Origin of the sequence: Streptomyces sp. WMMC1477, assembly GCF_027460245.1 — a bacterium.
Taxonomy (GTDB): domain Bacteria; phylum Actinomycetota; class Actinomycetes; order Streptomycetales; family Streptomycetaceae; genus Streptomyces.
The window spans coordinates 878,760-903,007 of sequence record NZ_JAPZBD010000003.1 but is presented as its reverse complement, the minus strand read 5'-3'; the positions used below and the strand labels follow the sequence as shown (position 1 = coordinate 903,007).

The window sequence follows — 24,248 nt, the reverse complement described above, 5'->3', positions numbered from 1 at the left end:
GCCCCGGGGGGTATCTGAGAGTGATGTGCCTCACACGTCGGGGGTCCCGTCGGATCCGGTAACCGCCCCACCGCTTTCACCGGTTTCGGCTCTCCCCGTGCGCTGGCGGTGGGGGCGCCGTCCGTTCCGGCAACCCCTCTGCCGCCCGTCGGCCGGATACGGAGTCCCCGCCCGTGCCCGGAGGCAACAGGGTCTTGCCGTGCGGTAACAGTCGGGGCCCGGTGGTTCGCGATGTGGCGTCCGTGGTGTGAGATGGCGGGGACGTACGACACGACAGAGGGGGAACCGTGGCGCAATCACGGGCGCAGAACCTTCGAAGGGTCGCCTCGGCGGTGGCTTCCGGCGCCGATCCGCGACAGGTGGCCGAGGAGGAGCTCCGACGGCGCGCCGGGGGCTCACACGGCGGGCAGCGGAGCCCGCAGGAGCAGGGCGGAGCCGGTGAGGAGGCACGGGAGCCGCGGTCCGAGGGGATGGACCCGGCGGACTTCCCGGCGGCCCGGGAGCAGGGCGGCTCGATCGCGACCGTGATGGCGCAGCGGACCGTGCCGCTCGACGAGGCGGGGGAGGCGCTCAACCAGAGCGGGCAGGAGGGCACGCGCGGCGAGCAGACACATGTGATCTGCCCGATGGTGCTGCCGAAGGGGCGCTCGTTCCTGAGCATGCTCCCGGTGCTGTGCCTGCTGGTCCTGGGGGCGATCGGGACCGCCGTGGTGGCGACCGTGGACGACTCCCCGCTGACGAACCCGTTGTTCGGGCTCCACTACTGGTTCGTCGCCGTGGCCGCGGTCGCCTTCGTCTGGTGGCGGCAGGGCATGGTGATGGTCCCGGACGGGTGCCAGGCCCTGATCACCCGGTTCGGGAAGCTGGAGAAGGTCGTCGGGCCCGGACGGGTCGTTCTGATCAGCCCGTGGAAACGGGTGTCGTACATCGTCAACACCACCCGTGAGTACCCGTTCAACGCGCCGGTGCGCGAGGCGCCCACCAAGGGCGGGGTCAAGGCGTCGATCGACCTCTTCATCCAGTTCCGCATCAGCGACCCGACCGAGTTCGTCTACACGCTCGGCGCGGTGCGCGGCTTCGAGGAGAAGCTCGGCAACGCCGTCAGCGAGACGATCCGCAGCCTCATCTACGAGCAGGAGGCGGCCGGAATCTACGACATGGTCGGCGAGGACACCGGGCGGCTGCTGGAGCAGCTCAACCAGCAGTTCCGGCCGGCGGTCGAGCTGACGAACGCGAACATCACGCACGCCGAGCCGGCCGACCGCGGCTACCGCATGGACCTGGCCGCTCCGGAGATGGTCCGGATGGCCAAGGAGGCCTACACGCACGAGTACGCGCTGATGCTGCGCAAGGAGCAGGACGAGGGCGACCTGACCAAGGAGCTGGCGGCCAGCCACGAGACGCTCTCCGCGATCAAGGCGGAGATCGCGCAGTACCAGGCGCAGATGGACACCGCCGTGGAGCGCGAGACCAACCGGGCCGAGGCGCTGGCCCGTCAGCGGTACGTGCAGGCGGAGTCCGAGGCGAAGGCCAACGCGGCGCTGCTGGAGGCCCAGGCCCTCGACATCCGGGCGGTGACGGCGGCCGAGGCCCCGGAGATCCTGGAGTACCGCTACCAGCAGCAGGTCCTGGACGCCCTGGAGCGGGTCGCCGAGCACCTGCCACGCCTGGTCCGCATCGGCGGTACCGGGGACGGCGACGCCGCCGGGGTCGACTTCCTGCGGCTGGCCCGCGAGCTGGTGGGCGAGCACGGGGACGAGCTGTTCTCCGAGGGCGACATGGCGGCCGTGCGCGAGCGGCTCGCCGAGGTGGGCGAGCGGATCGCCGCGCGGGAGAGCGAGGTGCAGGCACTGCTGGCCGCCGACCGGCCGACGGTGCCGGCAAAGGCCGCCGCGACGCCCGCCGACCCCGAGAGCGGAGGCCCCGCCGACCCCGTCGGGGCTTCCCCGGCCTCCCCGGCCGCCACCGACGACCCCGGCGTCCCTGACCTCACCGACGTCACCGACTTCTCCGAGGAGGCCGACAAGTGAGCAGCACCCATGTGAACCGAAGGTCGGTCATCTCCGAGGCCGTGGCGCCCTGGAGCGAGGTCGCCCAACTGCTGCGCGGCGGCGAGGCGGGGACGCTGATCCCGGTCATCATCCCGCGCCACCGGCGTCGGCTGTGGTGGATGCTGCCGCTGTGGCTCGGCCTGTTCGCACTGCTGGCCAGCGTCATGCTGACGGTGCGTGAGTCGGGGTCCGACGGGGTGTCCGACACCGCCTACGGCGCCCTCGCCGGGTTCTCCTACACGGTCGGCGTGCTGCTGCTCGTGCTCGGCCTGCTGTGGTGGTGGCGCTCCTCGATCGTCGAGATCGAGCAGGGCACCCACGGCGTCCTGACCCGGTACGGCGCCGTCACCCGCACGCTGGACGCGGGCCGCCACTACCTGTGGCACCCCTGGTCGCGGGTCGACTTCGTGGTCGACACGGCCACCGAGATCCCGTACTCGGCCCCCGTGATGGCCTGCCCCACGCGGGAGAACGTGCCGCTGAGGTCGATCGAGTTCTTCCTGAAGTTCCGCATCACCGACGCGGTGCTCTTCGTCCGGACGATCGGCGCGGGCAACTTCGACCTGGTGCTGTCCAGCGCCGTCCAGGACGCCATCCGGCAGCGGGCCCGGCAGGTGCAGACCGAGCGCGCCTACGACCTGCGCGGCTCGGACGTTGCGGACATGCAGGAGCTCCTCAACCACCTGCTCTCCCGCTACGGCGTGCGCATCACCGGCTCCAACATCCCGGACGTCCAGCTGCCGGCCCAGTACCAGCAGCACCTGGCCACCCGGGAGCGGGTCGCCAAGGAGCGCACGGCCTACGACCAGGAGTGGGGCCTCACCCGCAAGCGCCGGATCGACAGCCTGGGCATGGACATCGAGCGGGCCAAGAAGGTGCGCGACGCGCGCATCGTCGAGGTGCGGGCCGCGCTCAACCGGGCCCGCGAGGAGGTCGCCCAGCTGCTGGAGGAGCAGGAGACCAACGCGCAGCGGGTGCGGTTCGAGATCGAGACGCGGGGCCGCAGCGGCCTCATCGCCGCCGAGAACGAGGCCCGCGCGCAGCGTGCCCTCGCCAAGGCGTACCGCGACAACCGCGCGGTGCTCCAGTACGAGCTGGCCCGCCGGCGGCTGGAGGTGGGCGCCGAGCTGGCGGCGAAGGCGCCGCGCCCGGTGGTCGTCCGCACCGACGGCGGCGGGGACAGCTCCGCTCTGTCGACGCTGCTCGCCGCGCAGCTGCTGCCGAGGATGACGGCCCTGCCGTCCGGTGGGTCCCTGCCCGCCGGCGACGACGCCGCCTGGGACGAGGCGCCGGAGGACGGCACCCGGTGACGCCGGTACCGGCCTGACCGTCCGGCCGAGGGCGTGTCACCCGTGCGCCGCGCGGGTGACACGCCCTCCGTCGGTCGCGCGCGCCGCCCCGTGCGCCGGTCGGGAGAGGGGGGAAGAGGGCGGTTCGCGGTGCACCGTCTCCGTTCCGCCCGCGGCCTCAGATCTGGATCGGGAACGTGACCAGGAGGGTCACCGCCGAGAGCAGGGTGACGATCGTGAGGGAGAGCAGGAGGACCCTGCTGCGGCCCCGCGAAGCCCGTTGGGTCAGGGTGGCGAAGAACAGGACCAGCGCGAAGAGGACGGCCGTGAGGACGTAGTTGTCGGAGCGCTGGTTCGCCTGCCTCGCCTTGGCGGAGAGGCTCTCGGCCTCCTTCAGCAGCGTCTCGGCCTCGTCCAGGGTGGCTGGGCGGTACTCGGGCATGGCGAACGGCGTCGACGGTGCGTCCGGGTCGCTCAGCGGTCTGGTGTCCAGCCAGGCTCGTACCGCGGGCTTGAACTCGGTGCGGAACCGGTTGAACAACTCGCCCGAGAGTGTGTCGGGATCGGGCTCGTAGCCGTCGAGGGAGGACTCCCTGCCCTCCGCGTCCCGTTCTTCCTGCAGGGCCGCGAGCCAGTCCGTGAAGGTGATCACGTCGATGGTGACGAACTGTCCGGCCGTGGTGGACTGACGCGTCGACTCCGTGCGGGACGCCGAGGCCTGCGCGTAGGAGTTCGCCTGGACGCCGCCCCACTTGGCGCTCTGGAAGCCGGCCCAGGCCGTGCCCACGGCCGCCAGCGCGATGACGGCCGTCAGGATCAGCTCGTGCCACCCGTCCAGGGTCTCTCTCTCCGCCACCTTTGGATCGTGGGCCCGGCCCGCCGCGCGGCGCGAGTTTTGTACGGCCTCTCAGGGGAGGCGGACCGGTCCGGCGGATCACCCCCGACGGTGCGGTGAACCCCGTGTTCCACCGTGCTGCCGATCCTCCGGGACGCGGGGGACCTCGACGGGCCGTTCGGGACCGTCGTCCTCGCGTTCGGCGCGGTGGGCGAGTTCGGGCCGATCATCGCCATGGCACTGCTGCTCGGCGGGCGGCGGCCACGGGAGTCCGCGGCGGTCCTCGCCGCCTTCGCGCTGCTCACGGCGGCCGCCGTGGTGTGGGCGCTGCGTCCCCGGCCGCCGTGGTTCGCGGACATCGTCACCCGGACGCTGCACAGCAGCGGACAGTTCGCCATGCGATTCGTCATGCTGCTGCTGGTCTGCATGTTCGGCCTGTCGGCCGCGTTCGGCCTCGACGTCCTGCTCGGTGCCTTCGCCGCGGGCATGCTCACGCGTCTCGTCCTCACCGGCGCGGCGCCCGAGAGCGGTGCGGCGGTCCTGAGCCGGATCGAGGCCATGGGCTTCGGTTTTCTCGTCCCGCTGTTCTTCGTCGTCACCGGCATCGAGTTCGACCTCGACTCGCTCCTGTCCGGCGGGCGGGCGCTGGCGCTCCTGCCCGTCTTCCTGCTGCTCTTCCTCGTCGTCCGGGGGCTGCCCGCCTTCGCCCTGGCGCCGCCGGGGCTGGGCCGCGCGGACCGCGGTGCGCTGGCTCTGTACTCCTCCACCTGTCTGCCGCTGGTCGTCGCCATCACCGCCATCGGGCTCGACGGCGACGTGCTCGACGCCGACGAGGCCGCGGCGCTCGTTGGTGCGGCGATGGCCTCGGTGCTGCTCTTCCCGCTGCTCGCCCTGCGGGTCCGCCGGACGGCCGCCCGTCCGGAGCGGGCGCCGGCCGTGCGGGAGGCCTCGGAGTCCTGGTGAGCCGACGTGCGGGCGCGGGCTCAGTCCTCGGGCTCGCCGTCCTGCCGGGAGTGTTCGAGCCGGCTGCGCACGTGGCGCGACAGGGCGGTCGCGGCCGAGGTGAGGAAGGCGAAGGTGTAGACGATCTGCACCATGGCGACGACGCGTGCGCTCTGCCCGCTGGGGCTGATGTCGCCGTAGCCGACGGTGGCCAGCGTGACCACGGTGAAGTACAGCGCGTCGACCCGGGTCTCCAGCCCGTCGAACTCGCCGGGTTGCCGGGCGAGCGCGGAGTAGGCGGTGGCGAACACGAGGACGGTCACAGACATCAGCCCCGCGATGGCCAGCCCGGAGCGGGTGTCGCCGCGCTCGGTGAGGACGTTGCGGATCTGCCGCAGCAGCAGGGCCGCGATCAGGACCAGCGCGACCGAGAAGACGGTCCAGCTCAGGGCCGGGCGGTCGGGCCCGAGGTGGCCGAGGGGTAGCTCGAAGTACGCCGCGACCAGCACGGCGGTGCCCACGGCCAGCAGGGGCCAGCGCCATGGCGCGAGTCGGGTCCGGGCCGTGGCGCGGTCGGGCCGGGCCCACCTCATGGCGCACCGCCCGTCCGGGCCTCCCGGCGCCGGGGCCACTGCGTGACGAGGACGGCGACGACGGCCGCGACGACGAGCAGGGGCCCGGCGGGGTCCGGGGCCGCGTCGGCGGTGGTCATCGGGGCCGTCGCTCCCCCGGGCTCGCGTGACCCGGCGCCGGCGGGGGTGCCGGGCCGGGGTCGCGCGGGCGGGGCGGGCGGCGGATCAGAAGGCCTTCTTCCGTCCGGTGTCGGTGGTCAGGGCCCAGATGATGAACACGGCGATTGCGATGACCACCACGGACCAGATCGGCTGGTAGGGCAGCCACATGAACTGCGCGATGGCGACGAGGACCGCCAGCGCCACGCCGACGCCGCGCGCCACGGGCGCACCCGCGAGCACACCCAGGCCGGTGAGGGCCACGAGCGCGCCGAGGACCAGGTGGATCCAGCCCCAGGTGGTCAGGTCGAACTCGTAGACGTAGTCGCCGACGCGGGCGTACACGTCGTCCTCGGCGATGCCCCCGATCCCGACGAGGATGCTCATGGTGCCGACCACGAGCATCAGCACACCGGCGAAGATCACCCCGCCGGAGAGGCCGGAGGCGTCCGGGCTCGCGTGCCGGGTGGAGCCTGCCGTGTTGTGAGGGGTGTCGGCCATGATCGTCCTCTCCGTCCTTCGGCCCCCGAGCCGTCGCCGCCGCACTCGGCGGCAGGACCCGATCCTGGGTGACCGGCCGGGCCGCGGCGAGCCGTGCTGACCCGTCCGGGTGAGGGGGAGAGGGAGAGGGGTCAGCGGCGGTGGCGGCGCCGACGCCTGCCCGGAAGCGGGTTTCCGCTGGTGAGAGCGGTGGTGGCCGCGTTCGCGGTGGTCCCGTTTCACGGCCGGGACGGCGCCCGGTAGCATCATCTGAGCGCCGCCTAGCTCGAAAGATGAACAGTGACTGTCAACGAGGACACGTTCACCAACTGGAAGCACCGCGAGGAGATCGCGGAGTCGATGATTCCGATCATCGGCAAGCTGCACCGCGAGCGGGACGTCACGGTCCTGCTGCACAGCCGCTCCCTGGTGAACAAATCGGTCGTCAGCATCCTGAAGACCCACCGTTTCGCCCGGCAGATCGCCGGTGAGGAACTGTCGGTCACCGAGACGCTGCCGTTCCTGAACGCCCTGACCACGCTCGATCTCGGCCCGTCCCAGATCGACATCGGCATGCTCGCGGCGACCTACCGGGCCGACGACCGCGGCCTGTCGGTGGAGGAGTTCACCGCCGAGGCCGTCGCCGGAGCCACGGGTGCCAACAAGATCGACCGCCGCGAGTCGCGCGACGTCGTCCTCTACGGGTTCGGCCGCATCGGCCGGCTGGTCGCCCGGCTGCTCATCGAGAAGGCGGGCTCCGGCAACGGCCTGCGGCTGCGTGCCATCGTCGTGCGCAGGAGCGGGGCGACGGACGGCGCGGACCTCGTCAAGCGCGCCTCCCTGCTGCGCCGCGACTCGATCCACGGCCAGTTCCAGGGCACGATCACCGTCGACGAGGCGAGCAGCAAGATCATCGCCAACGGCAACGAGATCAAGGTGATCTACTCCGACGACCCGACGTCGGTGGACTACACGGCCTACGGCATCAGGGACGCCGTCCTCATCGACAACACCGGCAGGTGGCGCGACCGCGAGGGGCTCTCGAAGCACCTGCGCCCCGGCATCGACAAGGTCATCCTGACCGCGCCCGGCAAGGGCGACGTGCCCAACATCGTGCACGGCGTCAACCACGACACGATCAAGCAGGACGAGCAGATCATCTCCTGCGCGTCCTGCACCACGAACGCGATCGTGCCGCCGCTCAAGGCGATGGCGGACGAGTACGGCGTCCTGCGGGGCCACGTGGAGACCGTCCACTCGTTCACGAACGACCAGAACCTGCTGGACAATTACCACAAGTCGGACCGCCGTGGCCGTTCGGCGCCGCTGAACATGGTCATCACCGAGACGGGTGCCGCCTCCGCCGTGGCGAAGGCCCTGCCCGACCTCCAGGCCAAGATCACCGGCAGCTCGATCCGCGTGCCGGTCCCGGACGTCTCGATTGCGATCCTCAACCTCCAGCTCGCGCGCGAGACCGACCGCGACGAGGTGCTCGACTACCTCCGCAACGTCTCGCTCACCTCGCCGCTGAAGCGTCAGATCGACTTCATCAGCGCCCCCGACGCCGTCTCCAACGACTTCATCGGTTCGCGCCACGCCTCGATCGTCGACGCCGGCGCCACCAAGGTCGACGGCGACAACGCGATCCTCTACCTCTGGTACGACAACGAGTTCGGCTACTCCTGCCAGGTCGTCCGCGTCGTCCAGTACGTCTCCGGCGCCGAGTACCCGACGTATCCGGCCCCCGTGGCCTGACGAGAAAGGCCGGCACCCGGCCGCCCGGCCCAGGGCGGTCGCCGGGCACCACGCGCGACGCCCCTCGGTCCGTCCGAGGGGCGTCGCGCGTCGCGTGCCGGGCGGCGGCCGGGATCAGCCGGCGGGCCGCTCGCTCTCGAGGAGCTCCCGCAGCTCGGCCACGGCGGTGCGCAGCTCCGCGGCGAAGCTGTGCATCTGCGCCGCGACCGGAGCCGGGGTGCTCAGGTAGACGTGGAAGCGGTCGGGGAGCAGGACGTAGGCGACTCCGATGCACTGCGTGCTGGTGGAGCCGAAGCCGAAGTACCGGATGTGCGTGGACGGGGCGGAGCTGGTGCTCAGGAAGTCGTCGCGCATGATCCGCCAGCCCGGGGAGCGGTAGAGGGCCGGCTGCGGTCCGCCGCGGCGGCGCTCGATCAGCTCCAGCTCCCACAGGTGCTGTTCGGGGGCCCGGCCCGTCTGGCACTCCCTGGCCCGCTCGACGTGGGCCGTCGCGGCGGCCCGAAAAGCGGCGCGACGGGTCTCGGGGGAGGCCGTGTCGTTCTCCATCGCGGCCACGAAGCCCTGCACTTGCGGGGTGACGACCCGCATGGCCTCGGTACGGCCGTGCCGGTACTGGCGGGTGGCGATGGACTCGTAGGTCGCGCCCAGCCGTCCCTTGGCCCGCTGGTGGGCGAGCTGGTAGGCGCACTGGACGAAGGCGTCGGGAGAGACGCCGAGGGCCTTGGCCGTGCCGCTGCCGAAGTCCGGGAACGCCACCGTGGCGGTGGCCGTGGCCTCGCCGTAGGCGGCGAAGGACTCGGCGGCCGAGCGCACCAGGGCGCGCAGCTCCTCGTCCAGGACGAAGCTGACCGGCTCCAGGGCGGGAAGGCCCTGGGCGGTGGCCCCCGAGCGCTCGGCGTGCTCCTGGGCGGAGGCGCCGAGCAGATGGTCGACGAAGCCGAGGATCGTCGTGCCGTCCAGCTCGCAGTGCTCGACGTTGACGCCCGCCCGGCCGTCGGCGAAGACGACGAGGGTCACGGCCTTGTCGAACCAGCGGTTCCCGCGGTCGCCGTGGAGGAGCTCGTCGCAGGCGGCCTGCTCGTCCGCAGGCGCGAAGTCCTCCAGGGAGAGGCAGAAGAGCGCGGTCTCGACGTCCTCCAGGGCCTCGGCGTTGCGCGGGTCGAGGGCCAGGAGCGAGGAGCGGGCGGCGGCCCACTCGGCCCTGGCCATCGTGGTGAGGTGGCCGACGGGCGCGGGTTCCCGCTCGGTGGCCGCCTTCGTGACGTGGCACAGCCCGGCTTCGAGGTCCTCCAGGGAGTACGGGACGCCGTCGGGGCCGAGCACGTCCATGCGGTACATGGTGCCGCGGTGGAAGACGACGATGTGCCGGGCCTCCGAGGGCCCGGGCCACGCCTCGGTGTAGGGGGCGCGGACGGTGTCCTGCTCGGCGCCGGGGATGCGGGTCGTGGAGAACAGGTACCGGTTCTGCACCATGGACTGCGGCACCCCGCGCTGCGTCACGGGCGGCAGCTGCCCGCGGTCGATCGCGCGCTTGTAGTCCAGCGCGCCCGCGACGAGCCCGGCCGCCCGGGGGATCTGGGCCCCGCCGGCGTCCGCGCGGTCCTCGCCGTCCTCGCCGTCCGCGGGGTCCGCGGGGTCCGCGAAGAGGAAGAAGAAGTTCGCGTTGAGGGCGATCCGGTCGCGGCGGCCCAGGTAGCGGTACGGCCAGAAGGTGTCGAGCCAGCTGTGCACGCCTTCGGCGGTGTCGTACTCGGCCAGCGCGGCGTGCAGGGCGCGGCCGGGGCCGTCGGGGGCGAGGAAGGCGGCGACCTCGGCCTCGGTGGCCGCCAGCTCCTCGGCCGTCAGCAGCGGCGCGCACCAGGTGAGGAAGCGCTCGCAGCTGCCCTCCAGTGTGGGCAGGGGAACGCGCGGCAGCTCGGCTTCATGTCCGAAGGTGCTGTTCAACGGGGCTCTCGATTCACGTGGTCGGAACGGGACGCGGTGGGGCGGGACAGGTAGAGGTGCGCGTACATCCAGCCTTCCGCCTCCAGGCCGCTCGGGTCCACACCCGCGGCCGCCATGCCCTCCAGCAGACGGGCCTGCTCCTCGGGCGAGGCGAACCGGCGCTGCCGGAAGAATCCGTCGACGCGGGTGGTCTCGTAGCCGAGGTCGGCGAGAGCGGCGTCGATGGGGTCGAAGGGGAACATGCGCAGCATGAAGTGGGCCATCCACGGGCGCCGCTCGCCCTGGGCCCGCAGGACGCGGACGAGGGTGCGCTCGGAGACGTAGCCGAGCGCACCGGTGGAGACGATCAGGTCCGTGCCGGCGAGGGCGTCGCGCTGCGGGAGCGTGAGCTCGTCGCGCTCCAGGTCGGCGCGGACGGCGTCGTCGAGGAACCCGGCCTCGTGGGCGTAGGCGAGGGCCTCGGCGGAGGCGTCGAGCCCGACGACCCGCACGGCGGGGCCCGCCGGGCGGGCGGCCAGTTCGCGGTCCTGGGCGAGGAGCGCCTCGCGGGTGCGGGTGTCCGGGTTCCGTGGGCAGTAACGCGTGTACAGCTCGTCCAGCGTCATGTCGTACTTCAGCAGTGCGGCGTTGATGCCGTACGAGCAGCCGATGTCGAGGACCTGCGGTACCGCCACGCCCCGGGCGTCGCGGTACTCGCGCACGAGTTTGGCGAAGTAGGGCTTGGCGTGCTGCGGGATGGCGTAGCCCAGGGGGTGGAAGGCCCGGAAGTACGGGCGTGGGTCGGGCTGGTTGTAGACGTGGTCGAGCGAGACTTTGCCGTTCGCGTCGAGACGCACAGGTACGGGCCTCCGTCGGTAACCGTCGGTTCGTCAGTCGAGCAGCCGGTCGCCCCGGACGGCCTGGCCCCGGGCCGCCGCCAGGTGTTCCGGCAGGACGCGGCCGAAGAGCTGCCGGGTGCGGGCCACGCTGCCGACGACCCCGGGGCGCTCGCTGTACGCGAAGATCGCGGAGTGGCGTGCGATCGTGCCCCGCACGGGGCTGACACGGTGCAGCGAGAAGCGGCCCTTGAACAGTTGCAGATCACCGGGGTGAAGCGGAAGACGGCGTACCAGGTGTTCACCTTCCCCGGCGAGCACGGCGCGCACGTCGTCGAACCGTTCGTCGTCGGCGGTCCTGATGCCCGGGCAGTACTCGAAGACCCCGCCGGCCTCGGGTTCCTGGGTGAGCATGCTGACGGTGAACTCGTTGGTGTCGAAGTGCCAGGGGTGCTCCATGCCGGGCCCCACGACGTTGAGCACGAGGCCCGAGAGCGGGTCGGCGAGCTCGTGGAGCCGGGGCAGCCCGAAGCAGCGGGCGAGGAAGCGCTGGAAGGCGGGGTCGCGGTAGAGCAGGTCGATGAGCGAGCCGTGCGGGACGCGGTCCCGGGGCACGAAGGCGTTGCCCCGCTGGAAGGTCCGCCGGCCGGGGTGGCCCTCGGGCAGCTCGGAGTCGACGGGGATGTTGTAGACGTTGACGGTCTCGACGTCGTAGTGGGCCTGCGGGGCGATGTCGGCGCACTCGCGCCGCAGCGCGTCGAGCAGTCCGGGGCGCACGAAGTCGGGCAGCACGGTGCAGCCGAGGGTGTCGAGGTCCCGGCGGGCGCGGGCGACGACGGCCGCTCCCGTCGGGCCGTCGAGCTCGGCCAGGGGGTACCGGGCCGTGTCGACGGCGTGGTCGAGCGTCATGCCGTTCACGGTGCTCATGCGTTCCTCTCCGACCTTCCGGCGGGATGCGGGGCCGTCGCGGGCCGTCGCTGCCGGGGCATAACTCTACTGGCGAGTAATGCAGTTGAAGTTCCCACAGTGTCGCCTTGTTGTCTGTGACACGTCACACGCCGCGCGCACACCGGCCGGAAACACGCGAAGGCGCCGCCGCCCCCGAGGGGGACGGCGGCGCCGGGCGCGCGGGGCTCAGCGGGCGGGGCGGGCCGCCCGGGAGAACGCGCGGACGGCCCGCGTCGGCTCGCCGGCGCGGAAGCGGTCTCCGGCCGCGGCGGGGCCGGAGACCGCGAGCCAGCCGGCCCCGGCCGCCGGGACGTCCGTCGTCAGACCCCAGCCGTAGGGGAACAGCGGGTCGTAGTCGGTGTCCCCGACGTTGACCGGGACCTGCTCGGCCGAGCGCGGCCAGCTCACCGGGAGGCGGCCGGTGAACGGCCGCTTGCCGTACAGCACGTCGGCGACGCCCGCACCCTCCGTGCCGGGCAGCCAGGAGGCGACGAGGGCGTCCATGGCGTCGAGCTGCCCGGTGACGATCTGCGGCCGCCCGGAGACGACGAGGACGACGCACCGCATCGCGCCGCATACGGCGTCCACGGCCTTGCGGTCGGCGGCCGGGAGCAGCAGGTCGTGGCCGCCGTTGCCGACGTCGCCCCTGCCCTCGGCGTAGGGCGTCTCGCCCACGACGACCACACCGACGTCATGACCGTCCGTGGGGGCCGAGGCGTCCTCGGAGTACGTCATCCGGGCCCCGGGCGCCGCCGCGCGCAGCGCCTCCCGGATCGTCGTGCCTTCGGTGATGTCCCCCGAGGAGCCCTGCCAGGTGATGGTCCAGCCCCCCGTCTGGTGGCCCAGGTCGTCCGCGTTGGACCCGGCGAGGTACACCTTCTGGCCGGGGGAGAGCGGCAGGACGCCGTCGTTCTTCAGCAGGACCTGGGACTTGGCGACGGCCTCGCGGGCCACCGCCCGGTGCTCGGCCGAGCCGACCCGGTCGAGGTGGGTGGTGTCGGCGAAGGGCCGCTCGAACAGCCCGAGCTGGAACTTGCGGGTCAGAATGCGGGCGACGGCGTCGTCGATCCGGGACTGCGGCACCCGGCCCGCCCGCACCTGAGCGAGCAGCGTGTCCTGGAACTCCCGGTAGGCGTGCGGGACCATGTTCATGTCCACCCCGGCGTTGACGGCGGTGCGCACGTCGGTGGCGTAGTCGCCGGGGATCTGGTCGATGGCCTTCCAGTCGCTGACGACGAACCCGTCGAAGCCCATCCCGTCCTTCAGCACGCCGTTGATCAACTCGCCGTACGCGTGCATGCGCACCGGACCCTGCCCGTCCCCGGCGAGGTCGAGGGAGGAGAAGGACGGCATGACGGTGCCGACGCCGCGCCGCACCGCCTCGGCGAAGGGCGGGAGGTGGACGCTCTCCAGCTCCTCGCGGGTGATCCGGGCGATGCCCTGGTCGACCGTGTAGCCGTCCCCGTGGGTGGAGGAGCCGAACGCGGTGGCCCCGTCGGCCACGAAGTGCTTGGCCGTGGCCATGACCCGGTCGCGGCGGTGGAGTTCACTCCCGTCGGGGGCGCCCTGGAGGCCCTGGACGGCCGTGGTCATGGCCTTCACCAGCTCCGGGTCCTCGCCGAAGGACTCGTAGGCGCGCCCCCAGCGCTCGTCCCGCGAGACGCACAGGCAGGGCGCGAAGGTCCAGGGGATGCCGGTGGCCCGCGTCTCGACGGCCGTCACCGCGGCGGCCCGGGCGACGAGGGAGGGGTCGCGGGACGCCCCGAGCCCGATGTTGTGCGGCATGATCGTCGCGCCGACGACGGTGTTGTGGCCGTGCACCGCGTCGATGGCGTGCAGGACCGGGATCTGGAGCCGGTCCGTCCGCGCCCGGAGCTGGTACCAGTCCGTCAGCGCGGCCCAGGCCGCCGGGGTGTTGGGCCGGGGCGGGTGGCTGCCGCCGTAGATCAGCGAGCCGATGTGCCGGGCCGCGAGGTCGCCCGGGGCCTTCAGCGCGTTGTGCTCGATCTGCGTCATCTGCCCCGCCTTCTCGGCCGGGGTCATGCGCGCGAGCAGGTCGGCGACGCGCTCGTGCACCGGGCGCCGGGCGTCGAGGTAGGGCAGGCCGTGCGCGTCGATCACCACCGTCGGCCGCTGCCGCGGTGCCCGCGCGCCCGTGACCTCCAGCTTCAGCGGCAGCGTCTCGGCGGTCTCGGCCCGGCCGTCGTCGTCCGTGCGGACGGCGATGGAGCGCGTGGTGCCCGAGCGGGCCCCGGCCGGGAAGGACAGCGTGCCCCGTGGCGCTTGGAGGTCCTCGCCCGGCGTCGCGCTGCCCTTCGCCGGGGAGTACCGGACGGTCACCGGCCCGGCCAGCGGCGCGGACCCGGGCGTGACGACGCGCAGCCGCACCCGGGCGGTCTCGCCCTCCCGGACGGGCTGGACGACGGTATCGACGACGACCCGGGAACGCGCGTCCGGCTCCGCGGCCCGCGCGACGGAATCCGCCGCGCCGGCCGGGAGCAGGGCGGCGAGGGTGGTGGCGGAGGCGAGCAGGGCGCCCCCGGCGCCCCGTCTGCCGGTCTTGTGCATGACCCACTCCCCAAGGCTGAGGGCTTCAGGTGATCCGACGGCGTGGAGTCAACTGCGCGCCGCGGCACGGGGTCAACGCGTCACGCGGGAGGGCGGCGCGGGCCGACCCGATCGGCGGATCGGTGGGATCGTCGGCTCATCGGTGTACCGGCGCGTCGACGCACCGGTACACCGGGCCCGTTCAGGACGGCGCGGGTCGCAGGAGGGTGTCCGGAGCGGTGGGGAGCGGGTGGCCGCGCAGGGAGTGCAGCAGCGCGTAGGCGCGGGTGTCGCCCACCAGGACGCCGCCCAGCAGCGTGTCGCCGTCCGGGCCGAGGGTGAGCCGGGCGTAGGTTCCGGCGCCCGGGTTCCCGACGCTGAAGGCCAGCGAGCCCTCCGTCGTCCCGTGGGCGTCCCCGAAGCTGGCCACCTCCAGCTCCAGCAGCTTGAGCCGGGTGGCGAGATCCGGTTCGGGCAGCGGGTCGGGGACCTCGTCCGTGAGCTGGGCGGCGACGGACTCGGCCATCCGGTAGCCCGGGCCGACCAGTCCGTGGCAGCGGCCTCGCAGTGCCGCGCACTCGCCGACGGCCCACACCCGTGGATCGGCTGTGCGGCAGTGGCCGTCCACCCGGAAGCCGCCGCGCGGTCCGCGCTCCAGGCCCGCGGCCTCGGCCAGTTCGTCACGCGGGCGGATGCCGGCGGCGAACACCACGACGGACGTCTCGAGGACGCGCCCGTCCGACAGCACGACCGCCCGGGCCCGGCCGTCCGGACCCGCCGTCACCTCGCGGACGGTCACCTCGCAGTGCGGCGCGAGACCCAGCGAGCGCAGCCGCGCGGCGAGGAGCGCACCGCCGTCCGCGTCGAGCTGGGCGGGCATCGGCCAGGGCGCGAACTCCACGACGTGGGGGCTCAGCCCGAGCCCCCGCAGGCTGCCCGCCGCCTCCAGCCCGAGCAGACCGCCGCCGACCACGACCCCGGGGCGTCCGGTACGGGCCGCGGCCCGGATCGCGTCCAGGTCGTCGAGGGTGCGGTGCACGAAGCACCCGGGCAGGTCGTGCCCCGGGACGGGCGGCACGAACGAGCGGGAGCCGGTGGCCAGGACGAGCGCGTCGTAGCGGACCTCGGTGCCGTCCGAGCAGGCCACCGTCCGCCGCCCGCGGTCCAGGCCGACCACGCGCACGCCCTGACGCACCGCGAGGGCGGGGCCGTCCTCGCCCGGGACGTCCCGCAGCCGCAGCTCCTCCTCGCGGCGGCCGTTCAGGTACGAGGACAGGGCCACGCGGTCGTAGGCGGGCCGGTTCTCCTCGCCGAGCACCACGATCCGCCAGCGCCGCCCCGGGTCCCGTCGGCGCAGTTCGGCCACCAGCCGGTGCGCGACCATGCCGTGCCCGACGACGACGAGGGTGCCGCTCACCGCGCCCCCCGTCCGCCCGCCGCCTGCGCCACGGCCGGACGCGTGCCGTCGGACGCGGCCAGCGCCGCGCACAGCGAGCGCAGCTCCGCCACGCACGAGCCGCAACCGGTGCCCGCCCTGGTCGAGTCGGACAGGCCCGGCACGTCGCGGACGCCGGAGCGCCAGGCCCGCGACACCGTCGAGCGGGTGACGTTGTTGCAGTGGCAGACCACGCTCTCGCCGTCGGGCCGCGGCACCTCGCCCCCGCGCGGCGGGGTGCCGCGCAGCAGCGCCAGCCGGTCGGAGGGGAGGGGAAGGCCGCGCTCGTAGAGCTGGCCGACGCCGGCGGCGGCGGCCGGCAGGCCGACGAGGACGGCCCGCCGCACGCGGCCCGAGGCCAGCTCCAGGCGCGCGTAGCCGCCGCGTGCCGGGTCCGAGAACGTCACCCGCTCCACGTCGCGTTCGCCGCGGGCGTCCTCGGGCGGGCCGAACACGGCCAGCTCCAGACCGCCCACGCGTGGCCGCAGCGCCGGACGGTCGCCCCGGTAGCGCTCGGCACGGCCGGTGAGGAGCGCGGCGAGGGCGTCGGCCTGGGCCCAGGCGGTGTGCACGGAGCCGGGGACGCCGACGCCGTGCTCCGCGCAGTCCCCGATGGCGCGGACGCGCGGGTCGGTGGTGCACAGCCGGTCGTCGACGAGCACCCCGGAGCGGACCGCGAGCCCGGCCCGCCGGGCGAGCGCCGTCTCCGGCAGTACCCCGGCGCACACCACCAGCGTCCCGGCCGGCACCTCCTCGCCGTCGGCCAGCAGCAGCCCGGCCGGCAGCCGTCGCACGGCCCGGCGGGAGGTCAGCAGCCGCACCCCGAGCCCCTCCAGGTGCCCGACGAGCAGCTCGCCCGCCCGGGCGTCCAGGCGCTCGTGCAGCGGATGCGGGCCCTGGTGGACGAGGGTGACGTCGTGCCCCCGCCCGCGCAGCGCGACGGCGGCCTCCACGCCGAGCACCCCGCCGCCGAGGAGGCAGACGGGCCCCGCCGCGGCACCGGCCGCGATCTCCGCGCAGTCCCGCGGAGTGCGCAGGACGGCGACCCCGGGCGCCGGCATGCCGTCCGGGCCGCGCAGCCCGGGCAGCTCCGGCAGCCGCGGCCGCGCCCCCGTGGCCAGCACCAGCGTGTCGTAGCGGAACCCCTCGCCGTCCTCGGTGCGCACGGTCCGGCGCCGGCGGTCCAGGGAGACGGCCCGCACGCCGGTCCGGACGGTCGCGCCCCCGTCCTCCCGCCCGGGCGCGGGCGGCGGCTCCAGCGCCTCGGCCGGGAGCCGCCCGGCGAGGACGAGTGACAGCAGCGGCCGGTGGTAGGCCGGGCGCGGCTCGGCGCCCAGCACGGTGACCGGGCCGCGGTGCCCGAGCCGGGCCAGCCGCTCGGCCAGCCGGTGCCCGGCCGGTCCGTTCCCGACGACGACGACCGCGCCGTCCGTGCCGCCGTGCGCCGCCCCGCCGCTCACGCCGGCTCCGGGCACGGGCCCACACGGACGGCGCACACCTTGAACTCGGGCATCTCGCTGCGCGGGTCCAGCTCCGGGTTGGTCAGCAGGTTGGCGCGGCCCCGCCCGGCGAAGTGGAACGGCACGAAGACGGTGTCGGCGCGCAGGCCGGGGACCACCCGCACCCGGGCCGTCATGCTGCCCCGGGCGGAGCTGACCCGGGCCAGCGCGCCCTCGGCGAGCCCGGCCCGCTCGGCGGTGTCCGGATGCATTTCGACGTACACCTCCGGTACGGCGTCGAGGAGTTCGGGGGTGCGGCGCGTCTGGGCCCCGGACTGGTAGTGGGCCAGGGCCCGGCCCGTCGTCGCGAACAGCGGGTACTCCCGGCTGACGTCCTCGCCCGCCGGGCGGTGCTCGACGGCGGCGAAGCGGGCCCGGCCGTCCGGGTGGGCGAAGCCGTCCAGGAACAGGCGCGGCGTGCCCGGGTGCGGGGGCCCGCCCGGCGGGGCGGCGGGGCAGGGCCAGTGCAGCGCCTCACCGGCGTCGAGCCGCTCGTAGTCGATGCCCGCGTAGTCGGCCCGGCCCCCGGACGAGGCCCGGCGCAGCTCGTCGAAGACGGCGCGGGGCTCGGCCGGGAACGCCTCCGCGCGGCGGCCGAGCCGCACCGCGAGCTCCCGCAGCACCTCCAGGTCCGTGCGCACCCCGGGCGGCGGAGGCAGCAGCCTGCGGCGGCGCAGGACCCGGCCCTCCAGGCTCGTCATCGTGCCCTCCTCCTCGGCCCACTGCGCGACCGGCAGCACGACGTCGGCCAGTTCGGCCGTCTCGGAGGGCACGAAGTCCGCCACGACGAGGAGGTCCAGCGCGGCCAGCCGCTCGGTGACGTGGCCCGCGTGCGGCGCGGAGACCGCCGGGTTGGCCCCGAAGACCAGCAGCGCCCGCGGGCCGTCCGGGCGGCCGAGCGCGTCCAGCAGGCGGTAGGCGCTGCGCCCGGGCCCCGGCAGCTCGTCCGGTTCGACGCCCCACACCTCGGCGATCCGCTCGCGGGCCAGTGGGTCCGTCAGCGAGCGGTAGCCGGGGAGCTGGTCCGTCTTCTGCCCGTGCTCCCGGCCGCCCTGGCCGTTGCCCTGGCCGGTCAGACAGCCGTAGCCGCTGCCCTCCCGGCCCGGGAGCCCGAGGGCGAGGGCGAGGTTGACGAAGGCGGCCGCCGTGTCGGCGCCCTTGCTGTGCTGCTCCACGCCCCGGCCGGTCAGGACGTAGGCGGAGCGCGCCTCGGCCAGCAGGCGCACGGCCTCGCGCTGCAGCCCGGCCGGTACGCCGGTGAACTGTTCCACCCGCTCCGGCCACCAGCCGGCCGCGTGCCGCCACGCCGCCTCGAAGCCCGTGGTGCGCTCGGCCACGTACGCGGCGTCCCAGTGGCCCTCGGCCCGGGCGATGTGGAGCAGGCCGAGGGCGAGGGCCAGATCGGTGCCGGGCGTGGGCTGGAGGTGCAGCTTCGCGGCCCGCGCGGTACGGGTGGGCCGCGGGTCGATGACGACGAGGGCCGCCTGGTCCAGGTGCCGCAGCAGCGGGGGCATGGTCTCGGCCGGGTTGGCCCCGGCGAGCAGCACGGCGTCGGCCCGGCCCAGGTCGGTGACGGGGAAGGGCAGGCCCCGGTCGAGCCCGAACGCGGCGTTGCCCGCGGCGGCGGCCGAGGACATGCAGAACCGGCCGTTGTAGTCGATCTGGCCGGTGCCGAGGGCGACGCGGGCGAACTTGCCCAGGAGGTACGCCTTCTCGTTGGTCAGCGCGCCGCTGCCGTAGACGCCCACGGCGTCGGCCCCGTGCTCGTCCGCCGCCCGGCGCAGCCCGGCCGCGACGGCGTCGAGCGCCGTCTCCCAGTCCACGGGGGCCAGCTCTCCGTCGGCTCCGCGCAGCAGCGGGGTGCGCAGCCGGTCGGGAGTGTCGAGAACGGCGGCGGCGGACCAGCCCTTCTGGCACAGCCCGCCCCGGTTGACGGGGAAGTCCGAGGGCCGCACCCGCACGCGCCCGGCCCCGGGACCGGAGTCGGCGCCCTGGTCGGCGCCCCGGGCCGCGCCCGGGGCGTGGCCGGGATCGTGGCTGAGCCGTGTGCCGCACTGGAGCGCGCAGTAGGGGCAGTGGGTGGCCACCTCCCGCGGCCCGCTCACGTCGCTTCTCCGTCCGTCTCCTGCCATGCCGCCTCTCCCCCCGGGATGCCGCAGCCCGTCCGGCGGGTGAGCGCGGAAACCGGTGGTCGGGCGCACGCACCCGGACCCGGCACCCTCACCCGCGGCCGTCTGTGGTCACTGGTCTTTCACCCGAACCCGTGAACCGTGATCGACTATACGTTCCCCAGGTCTGCCCGTTCCGATTCCTCCGTCGTCCAGGAGGTCGCTGTCAGAGGCTTCTGCGAGGATGGCGAAGCACGCGGTACGACGGCAGGCGTACGGGCGATGAGAGGGATGCGCCATGGCAAACGAGCAGGTCAGCAACGTGAAGGACCCGGCGGACGAGTTCCCGAGGCTGGCGGACCCGTTCCGGCGGGAGCTGCTGGCCCACTGTTACCGGATGCTGGGCTCCGTGCACGACGCCGAGGACCTCGTCCAGGAGACGTATCTGCGGGCCTGGCGCGCGTACGAGAAGTTCGAGGGGCGCTCGTCCATGCGCACCTGGCTGCACCGGATCGCCACGAACACCTGTCTCGACGCCCTGGAGAGCCGCGGCAGGCGGCCCCTGCCCACCGGCCTGGGCGCCCCCAGTGCCGACCCGGCCGACGAGCTGGTCGAGCAGGGCGAGGTGCCGTGGCTGGAGCCCGTGCCCGACGCCCTGGTCGGGGCCGACGGGGCGGACCCGGCGGCCGTCGTCACCTCACGCGAGAGCATCCGGCTGGCCTTCGTGGCCGCCCTCCAGCACCTGCCCGCCCGGCAGCGCGCCGTCCTGCTCCTGCGGGACGTGCTGAAGTGGCGCGCGGCCGAGGTCGCCGAGCTGCTGGAGACGTCCACGGCCTCGGTGAACAGCGCCCTCCAGCGGGCCCGCGCCCAGCTCAGGAAGGCGGCGCCCGAGGAGGCCACGGTGGCCGAGCCCGACGAGCAGGAGAAGCAGGAGCTGCTGAACCGCTACGTCGCGGCTTTCGAGGTCAAGGACATGAGCGAGATCGTCAAGCTGTTCACGCAGGACGCCGTCTGGGAGATGCCGCCGTTCACCGGTTGGTACCAGGGCCCCGCCGTGATCGGCGAGCTGATCGAGACCCGGTGCCCCAGCGGCCCCGGCGACATGAGGCTCGTCCCCGCGCCGGCCAACGGGCAGCCCGCCTTCGGTCTGTACATGCGCGCCGGGGACGGCACCTACCAGCCCTTCCACCTCCAGGTACTCACGCTCAAGGGGGCCGAGGTCGCCCACGTGGCCGCCTTCTTCGACACCGGGCTGTTCCCCACCTTCGGTCTGCCGGAGTTCCTCCCCGCCGAGACCGGGCAGTGAGCGCGGGCCCGCCGGTGGAGCACCCCCGCGTCACGGTCCTCCAGCGCCCGGCCGAGCCGGGCGCGCTGATCCTGCTCCTGCACGGGGGCCGGGCGGACGCGCTGGAGCCCCCGACGCGGTGGAACCTGCCGGGCCTGCGCATGCGCCCGTTCGCCCGGGCCGTCGCCCGCTCCTGCGCCGCCGAGCGGCCCGTCGTGGCGCAGGTGCGCTACCGGCACCGCGGCTGGAACGGCCCGCGGGCCGACGCCGCACGGGACGCCGAGAGCGCGCTGACGGCCCTGCTGGCGGTGCTCGGCGAGCTGCCCGTCGTCCTCGTCGGGCACTCCATGGGCGGCCGGGCCGCCCTGCACGTCGCCGGGCACCCCCAGGTGCGCGGCGTCGTGGGGCTCGCCCCCTGGTGCCCAAAGGAGGAGCCCGTCGCGCATCTGAGCGGCCGCACCCTGGCCCTCGTGCACGACGCGGCGGACGCCACGACCCGCGCCGAGGCCACCTGGAGCCTGGCCGCCCGGGCCCGGGCCGCCGGGGCCAGGGCCTGCGGCGTCGTCCTGTCCGGCAGCGACCACGCCATGCTGCGCCGGGCCGGTGTCTGGCACGCCCTGGCCGGCGTCCTCACCCAGGGCGTGCTGCGGCCCGAAGCCCTGCCCGAGCCGGTGGCCGCCGCCCTGGCCGCGCCCGGCCCGGGGGCGCCCCCGCCGGGCGCCGACGGGCCGGGCGGGCTGCTCACCCCGGCCGACGTGCTGGGGGAGGGCCGGGCGCGCCGTGCCGTCGAGCGCGGCCGGGCGCGCCGTGCCGTCGAGCGGGTCAACGGCGACGGGCCGCCCTGAGGAAGCCGCGGTTCATCGCGGCGATGGACGGCAGCGGGACGCCCTTGGGGCAGGCCGTCGCGCACGCCCCGGTGTTGGTGCAGCCGCCGAAGCCCTCCGCGTCCATCGTCCCGACCATGGACAGCACCCGCCGGTCGCTCTCCGGCTCGCCCTGCGGGAGGGCGTTCAGATGGGCGACCTTGGCCGCGGTGAAGAGCATGGCCGAGCCGTTGGGGCAGGCCGCCACGCAGGCTCCGCAGCCGATGCACGCCGCGTTCTCGAAGGACCGCTCCGCGTCGTCCTTGGGCACCGGCACGGCGTGGGCCTCCGGGGCGCTGCCGGTGGGCGCGGTGATGTAGCCGCCGGAGCCGATGATCCGGTCGAGGGCCGAGCGGTCCACCATCAGGTCCTTGACCACGGGGAAGGCCGCCGCCCGCCACGGCTCGACGTCGATGGTGTCGCCGTCCGCGAAGTGCCGCATGTGCAGCTGGCACGCGGTGGTGCGCTCGGGGCCGTGCGCCTGCCCGTCGATCACCATGCCGCAGGCGCCGCAGATGCCCTCCCGGCAGTCGTGGTCGAAGGCGACGGGCTCCTCGCCCCGCAGGACGAGATCCTCGTTGAGCGCGTCGAGGACCTCCAGGAACGACATGTCGGGGGAGACGTCGGCGACCTCGTAGGCGGTCATCCGGCCGGGTGCGTCGGGGCCGGACTGCCGCCAGACGCGCAGGGTGAGCCTCATGCGTAGCTCCGCTGGGTGGGGTGGACGTGTTCGAAGGCGAGCTGCTCGCGGTGCAGCACGGGTGGCCGGCCGGGCCCGGTGAACTCCCAGGCCGCGACGTAGGAGAACTCCTCGTCCCGGCGAGCCGCCTCGCCGCCCGCGGTCTGGCTCTCCAGTCGGAAGTGGCCGCCGCAGGACTCGGCGCGGTGCAGCGCGTCCAGGCACATCAGCTCGGCCAGCTCCAGGTGGTCGGCGATGCGTCCGGCGCGCTCCAGCGCCTGGTTGACGTCCCGGCCGTCGCCGGGCACCCGCACCCGCCGCCAGAACTCCTCGCGCAGGGCCGGGATGCGGTCGAGCGCGCGGCGCAGCCCCTCCGCGTCCCGGGCCATGCCGCACTTGTCCCACAGCAGCGCGCCCAGCTCGCGGTGGAAGGAGTCGGCCGTGCAGTCCCCGTTGTTGGACAGCAGCGCGTACTGCCGGTCGGTGACGTCGAAGACGGCCTCGTGGATAGCCGGGTGGTCGGCGTCCACCTCCCAGGAAGCGCCGCGCGGCAGCCGGGCGAGATAGTCGCCGAGGGCGGGCGGCAGGACGAAGTAGCCGTCGGCCAGGCCCTGCATGAGGGCGGAGGCCCCGAGCCGGTTGGCGCCGTGGTCGGAGAAGTTGGCCTCCCCGATGGCGAACAGTCCCGGGACGGTGGTCTGGAGGTCGTAGTCCACCCACAGCCCGCCCATCGTGTAGTGGACGGCCGGATAGATGCGCATCGGCACCTGGTACGGGTCCTCGGCGGTGATGCGCTCGTACATCTCGAAGAGGTTCCCGTAGCGCTCGGCCACGGCGCCGCGGCCGAGGCGGCCGACGGCCTCGGCGAAGTCCAGGTAGACGCCCTGGCCGCCGGGGCCGACGCCGCGGCCCTCGTCGCAGACGTTCTTCGCGGCCCGCGAGGCGATGTCGCGGGGGACGAGGTTGCCGAAGGCGGGGTAGAGCCGCTCCAGGTAGTAGTCGCGCTCCGCCTCGGGGATCTCGTGCGGGGGCCGCCGGTCGCCGGCGTTCGCGGGCACCCAGATGCGGCCGTCGTTGCGCAGGGACTCGCTCATCAGCGTGAGCTTCCCCTGGTGCTCGCCCGAGCGGGGGATGCAGGTGGGATGGATCTGGGTGAAGCAGGGGTTGGCGAAGTGGGCGCCGCGCCGGTGGGCCCGCCAGATCGCGGTGGCGTTGGAGTTCTTGGCGTTGGTCGAGAGGTAGAAGACGTTGCCGTAGCCGCCGGTGGCCAGCACGACGGCGTCCGCGAGGTGGGTGTCGATCCGCCCCGTGACGAGGTCGCGGGTGACGATGCCGCGGGCCCGGCCGTCGATGACGACGAGGTCCAGCATCTCGGTGCGCGGGTGCATGCTCACCGTGCCCGCGGCGATCTGCCGGGACAGGGCCTGGTAGGCGCCGAGCAGCAGCTGCTGGCCGGTCTGGCCACGGGCGTAGAAGGTGCGCGAGACCTGCACGCCGCCGAAGGACCGGGTGTCCAGCAGCCCGCCGTACTCGCGGGCGAACGGCACCCCCTGGGCGACGCACTGGTCGATGATCTCGACCGACACCTGGGCCAGCCGGTACACGTTGGACTCGCGCGCCCGGAAGTCGCCGCCCTTGACGGTGTCGTGGAACAGCCGGCGGACGGAGTCGCCGTCGTTGCGGTAGTTCTTGGCCGCGTTGATGCCGCCCTGCGCGGCGATGGAGTGGGCCCGGCGCGGCGAGTCCTGGTAGCAGAACTGCTCGACGTGATAACCCTGTTCGGCCAGCGTGGCGCCCGCCGCCGCCCCGGCCAGCCCGGTGCCGACGACGATGACGCGGAGCCTGCGCCGGCCCGCCGGGTTCACGAGCCGGGCCTCCAGCCGGCGGCGGTCCCAGCGCTCGGCGAGGGGGCCGTCCGGCGCCGCCGTGTCCCGCAGGGGCGCGCCCACGCGGTAGTCGGCGTAGCCGCCGCCGTTCGCGGGCGCCGGCGGCCGGGGGCGCGGTTCGGGGGTCTCGGGGGCCTGCGCGGGGGTCGGGCTCAT

18 protein-coding genes and 1 pseudogene are annotated in these 24,248 nt (G+C 74.3%); 6 read left to right on the top strand and 13 right to left on the bottom strand.

What is annotated here, in order from left to right; all coding sequences use genetic code 11:
- Window positions 1-287 precede the first annotated feature (287 nt).
- The gene (locus O7609_RS04410) at window positions 288-2,030 is read left to right on the top strand and encodes an SPFH domain-containing protein (protein WP_269743101.1); all 1,743 of its coding nucleotides are present in this window, start codon (window positions 288-290) and stop codon (window positions 2,028-2,030) included.
- Window positions 2,027-3,361, top strand: a complete 1,335-nt coding sequence (locus tag O7609_RS04405; RefSeq protein WP_269743100.1) for an SPFH domain-containing protein — start codon at window positions 2,027-2,029, stop codon at window positions 3,359-3,361. Before O7609_RS04410 ends, O7609_RS04405 begins: the two co-directional genes overlap by 4 nt.
- A gap of 157 nt (window positions 3,362-3,518) precedes the next feature.
- Here O7609_RS04405 and O7609_RS04400 read toward each other — a convergent pair whose 3' ends face one another.
- Window positions 3,519-4,196, bottom strand: coding sequence for a hypothetical protein (locus tag O7609_RS04400; RefSeq protein ID WP_269733588.1), 678 nt, complete (start codon window positions 4,194-4,196; stop codon window positions 3,519-3,521).
- A gap of 99 nt (window positions 4,197-4,295) precedes the next feature.
- On the opposite strand from O7609_RS04400, the pseudogene O7609_RS04395 reads away from it, so the two are divergent.
- Window positions 4,296-5,138: pseudogene (locus O7609_RS04395) on the top strand (cation:proton antiporter); the annotation flags it as partial.
- A 20-nt stretch (window positions 5,139-5,158) separates the two neighbouring features.
- On the opposite strand, the gene O7609_RS04390 reads toward O7609_RS04395, so the two are convergent.
- From O7609_RS04390 to O7609_RS04380, 3 genes are all read right to left on the bottom strand, one after another.
- Complete coding sequence (locus O7609_RS04390) at window positions 5,159-5,710, bottom strand: potassium channel family protein (protein ID WP_269733587.1); 552 nt, start codon at window positions 5,708-5,710, stop codon at window positions 5,159-5,161.
- Window positions 5,707-5,829: a hypothetical protein gene (locus tag O7609_RS04385; protein ID WP_269733586.1), complete on the bottom strand. Its 123-nt coding sequence runs from the start codon at window positions 5,827-5,829 to the stop codon at window positions 5,707-5,709. The genes O7609_RS04390 and O7609_RS04385 overlap by 4 nt, the downstream gene beginning before the upstream one ends.
- A gap of 85 nt (window positions 5,830-5,914) precedes the next feature.
- Window positions 5,915-6,349, bottom strand: coding sequence for a DUF7144 family membrane protein (locus O7609_RS04380; protein WP_269733585.1), 435 nt, complete (start codon window positions 6,347-6,349; stop codon window positions 5,915-5,917).
- A gap of 279 nt (window positions 6,350-6,628) precedes the next feature.
- On the opposite strand from O7609_RS04380, the gene O7609_RS04375 reads away from it, so the two are divergent.
- Window positions 6,629-8,083, top strand: coding sequence for a glyceraldehyde-3-phosphate dehydrogenase (locus O7609_RS04375; RefSeq protein WP_269733584.1), 1,455 nt, complete (start codon window positions 6,629-6,631; stop codon window positions 8,081-8,083).
- A 114-nt stretch (window positions 8,084-8,197) separates the two neighbouring features.
- Here the strand turns inward: O7609_RS04375 and O7609_RS04370 are convergent, their stop codons facing one another.
- The 7 genes from O7609_RS04370 to O7609_RS04340 form a co-directional block, all read right to left on the bottom strand.
- Window positions 8,198-10,027: a choline/carnitine O-acyltransferase gene (locus tag O7609_RS04370; protein WP_269733583.1), complete on the bottom strand. Its 1,830-nt coding sequence runs from the start codon at window positions 10,025-10,027 to the stop codon at window positions 8,198-8,200.
- Complete coding sequence (locus O7609_RS04365) at window positions 10,024-10,863, bottom strand: class I SAM-dependent methyltransferase (protein ID WP_269733582.1); 840 nt, start codon at window positions 10,861-10,863, stop codon at window positions 10,024-10,026. The genes O7609_RS04370 and O7609_RS04365 overlap by 4 nt, the downstream gene beginning before the upstream one ends.
- A 33-nt stretch (window positions 10,864-10,896) precedes the next feature.
- Complete coding sequence (locus O7609_RS04360; RefSeq protein ID WP_269733581.1) at window positions 10,897-11,769, bottom strand: HalD/BesD family halogenase; 873 nt, start codon at window positions 11,767-11,769, stop codon at window positions 10,897-10,899.
- 207 nt (window positions 11,770-11,976) lie between these two features.
- Complete coding sequence (locus O7609_RS04355; protein WP_269733580.1) at window positions 11,977-14,358, bottom strand: glycoside hydrolase family 3 N-terminal domain-containing protein; 2,382 nt, start codon at window positions 14,356-14,358, stop codon at window positions 11,977-11,979.
- Between the two features lie 181 nt (window positions 14,359-14,539).
- Window positions 14,540-15,754: an NAD(P)/FAD-dependent oxidoreductase gene (locus O7609_RS04350; protein ID WP_269733579.1), complete on the bottom strand. Its 1,215-nt coding sequence runs from the start codon at window positions 15,752-15,754 to the stop codon at window positions 14,540-14,542.
- Window positions 15,751-17,232 carry an FAD-dependent oxidoreductase gene (locus tag O7609_RS04345; protein WP_269733578.1) on the bottom strand — a complete coding sequence of 494 codons (1,482 nt, stop codon included), beginning with the start codon at window positions 17,230-17,232 and terminating at the stop codon, window positions 15,751-15,753. The genes O7609_RS04350 and O7609_RS04345 overlap by 4 nt, the downstream gene beginning before the upstream one ends.
- Complete coding sequence (locus O7609_RS04340; RefSeq protein ID WP_269733577.1) at window positions 17,229-19,403, bottom strand: molybdopterin oxidoreductase family protein; 2,175 nt, start codon at window positions 19,401-19,403, stop codon at window positions 17,229-17,231. The genes O7609_RS04345 and O7609_RS04340 overlap by 4 nt, the downstream gene beginning before the upstream one ends.
- Before the next feature lie 274 nt (window positions 19,404-19,677).
- Between O7609_RS04340 and O7609_RS04335 the strand changes: the two genes are divergently transcribed.
- On the top strand, window positions 19,678-20,685 hold the full coding sequence (locus O7609_RS04335) for a sigma-70 family RNA polymerase sigma factor (protein ID WP_269733576.1): 1,008 nt from the start codon (window positions 19,678-19,680) through the stop codon (window positions 20,683-20,685).
- Window positions 20,682-21,509, top strand: coding sequence for a serine aminopeptidase domain-containing protein (locus O7609_RS04330; RefSeq protein WP_269733575.1), 828 nt, complete (start codon window positions 20,682-20,684; stop codon window positions 21,507-21,509). Before O7609_RS04335 ends, O7609_RS04330 begins: the two co-directional genes overlap by 4 nt.
- On the opposite strand, the gene O7609_RS04325 is transcribed toward O7609_RS04330, so the two are convergent.
- Window positions 21,487-22,227 (bottom strand): succinate dehydrogenase/fumarate reductase iron-sulfur subunit, encoded by a 741-nt coding sequence (locus O7609_RS04325; protein WP_269733574.1) that lies wholly within the window; start codon window positions 22,225-22,227, stop codon window positions 21,487-21,489. The two genes, O7609_RS04330 and O7609_RS04325, sit on opposite strands and share 23 nt — an antisense overlap.
- Complete coding sequence (locus tag O7609_RS04320; RefSeq protein WP_269733573.1) at window positions 22,224-24,248, bottom strand: fumarate reductase/succinate dehydrogenase flavoprotein subunit; 2,025 nt, start codon at window positions 24,246-24,248, stop codon at window positions 22,224-22,226. The genes O7609_RS04325 and O7609_RS04320 overlap by 4 nt, the downstream gene beginning before the upstream one ends.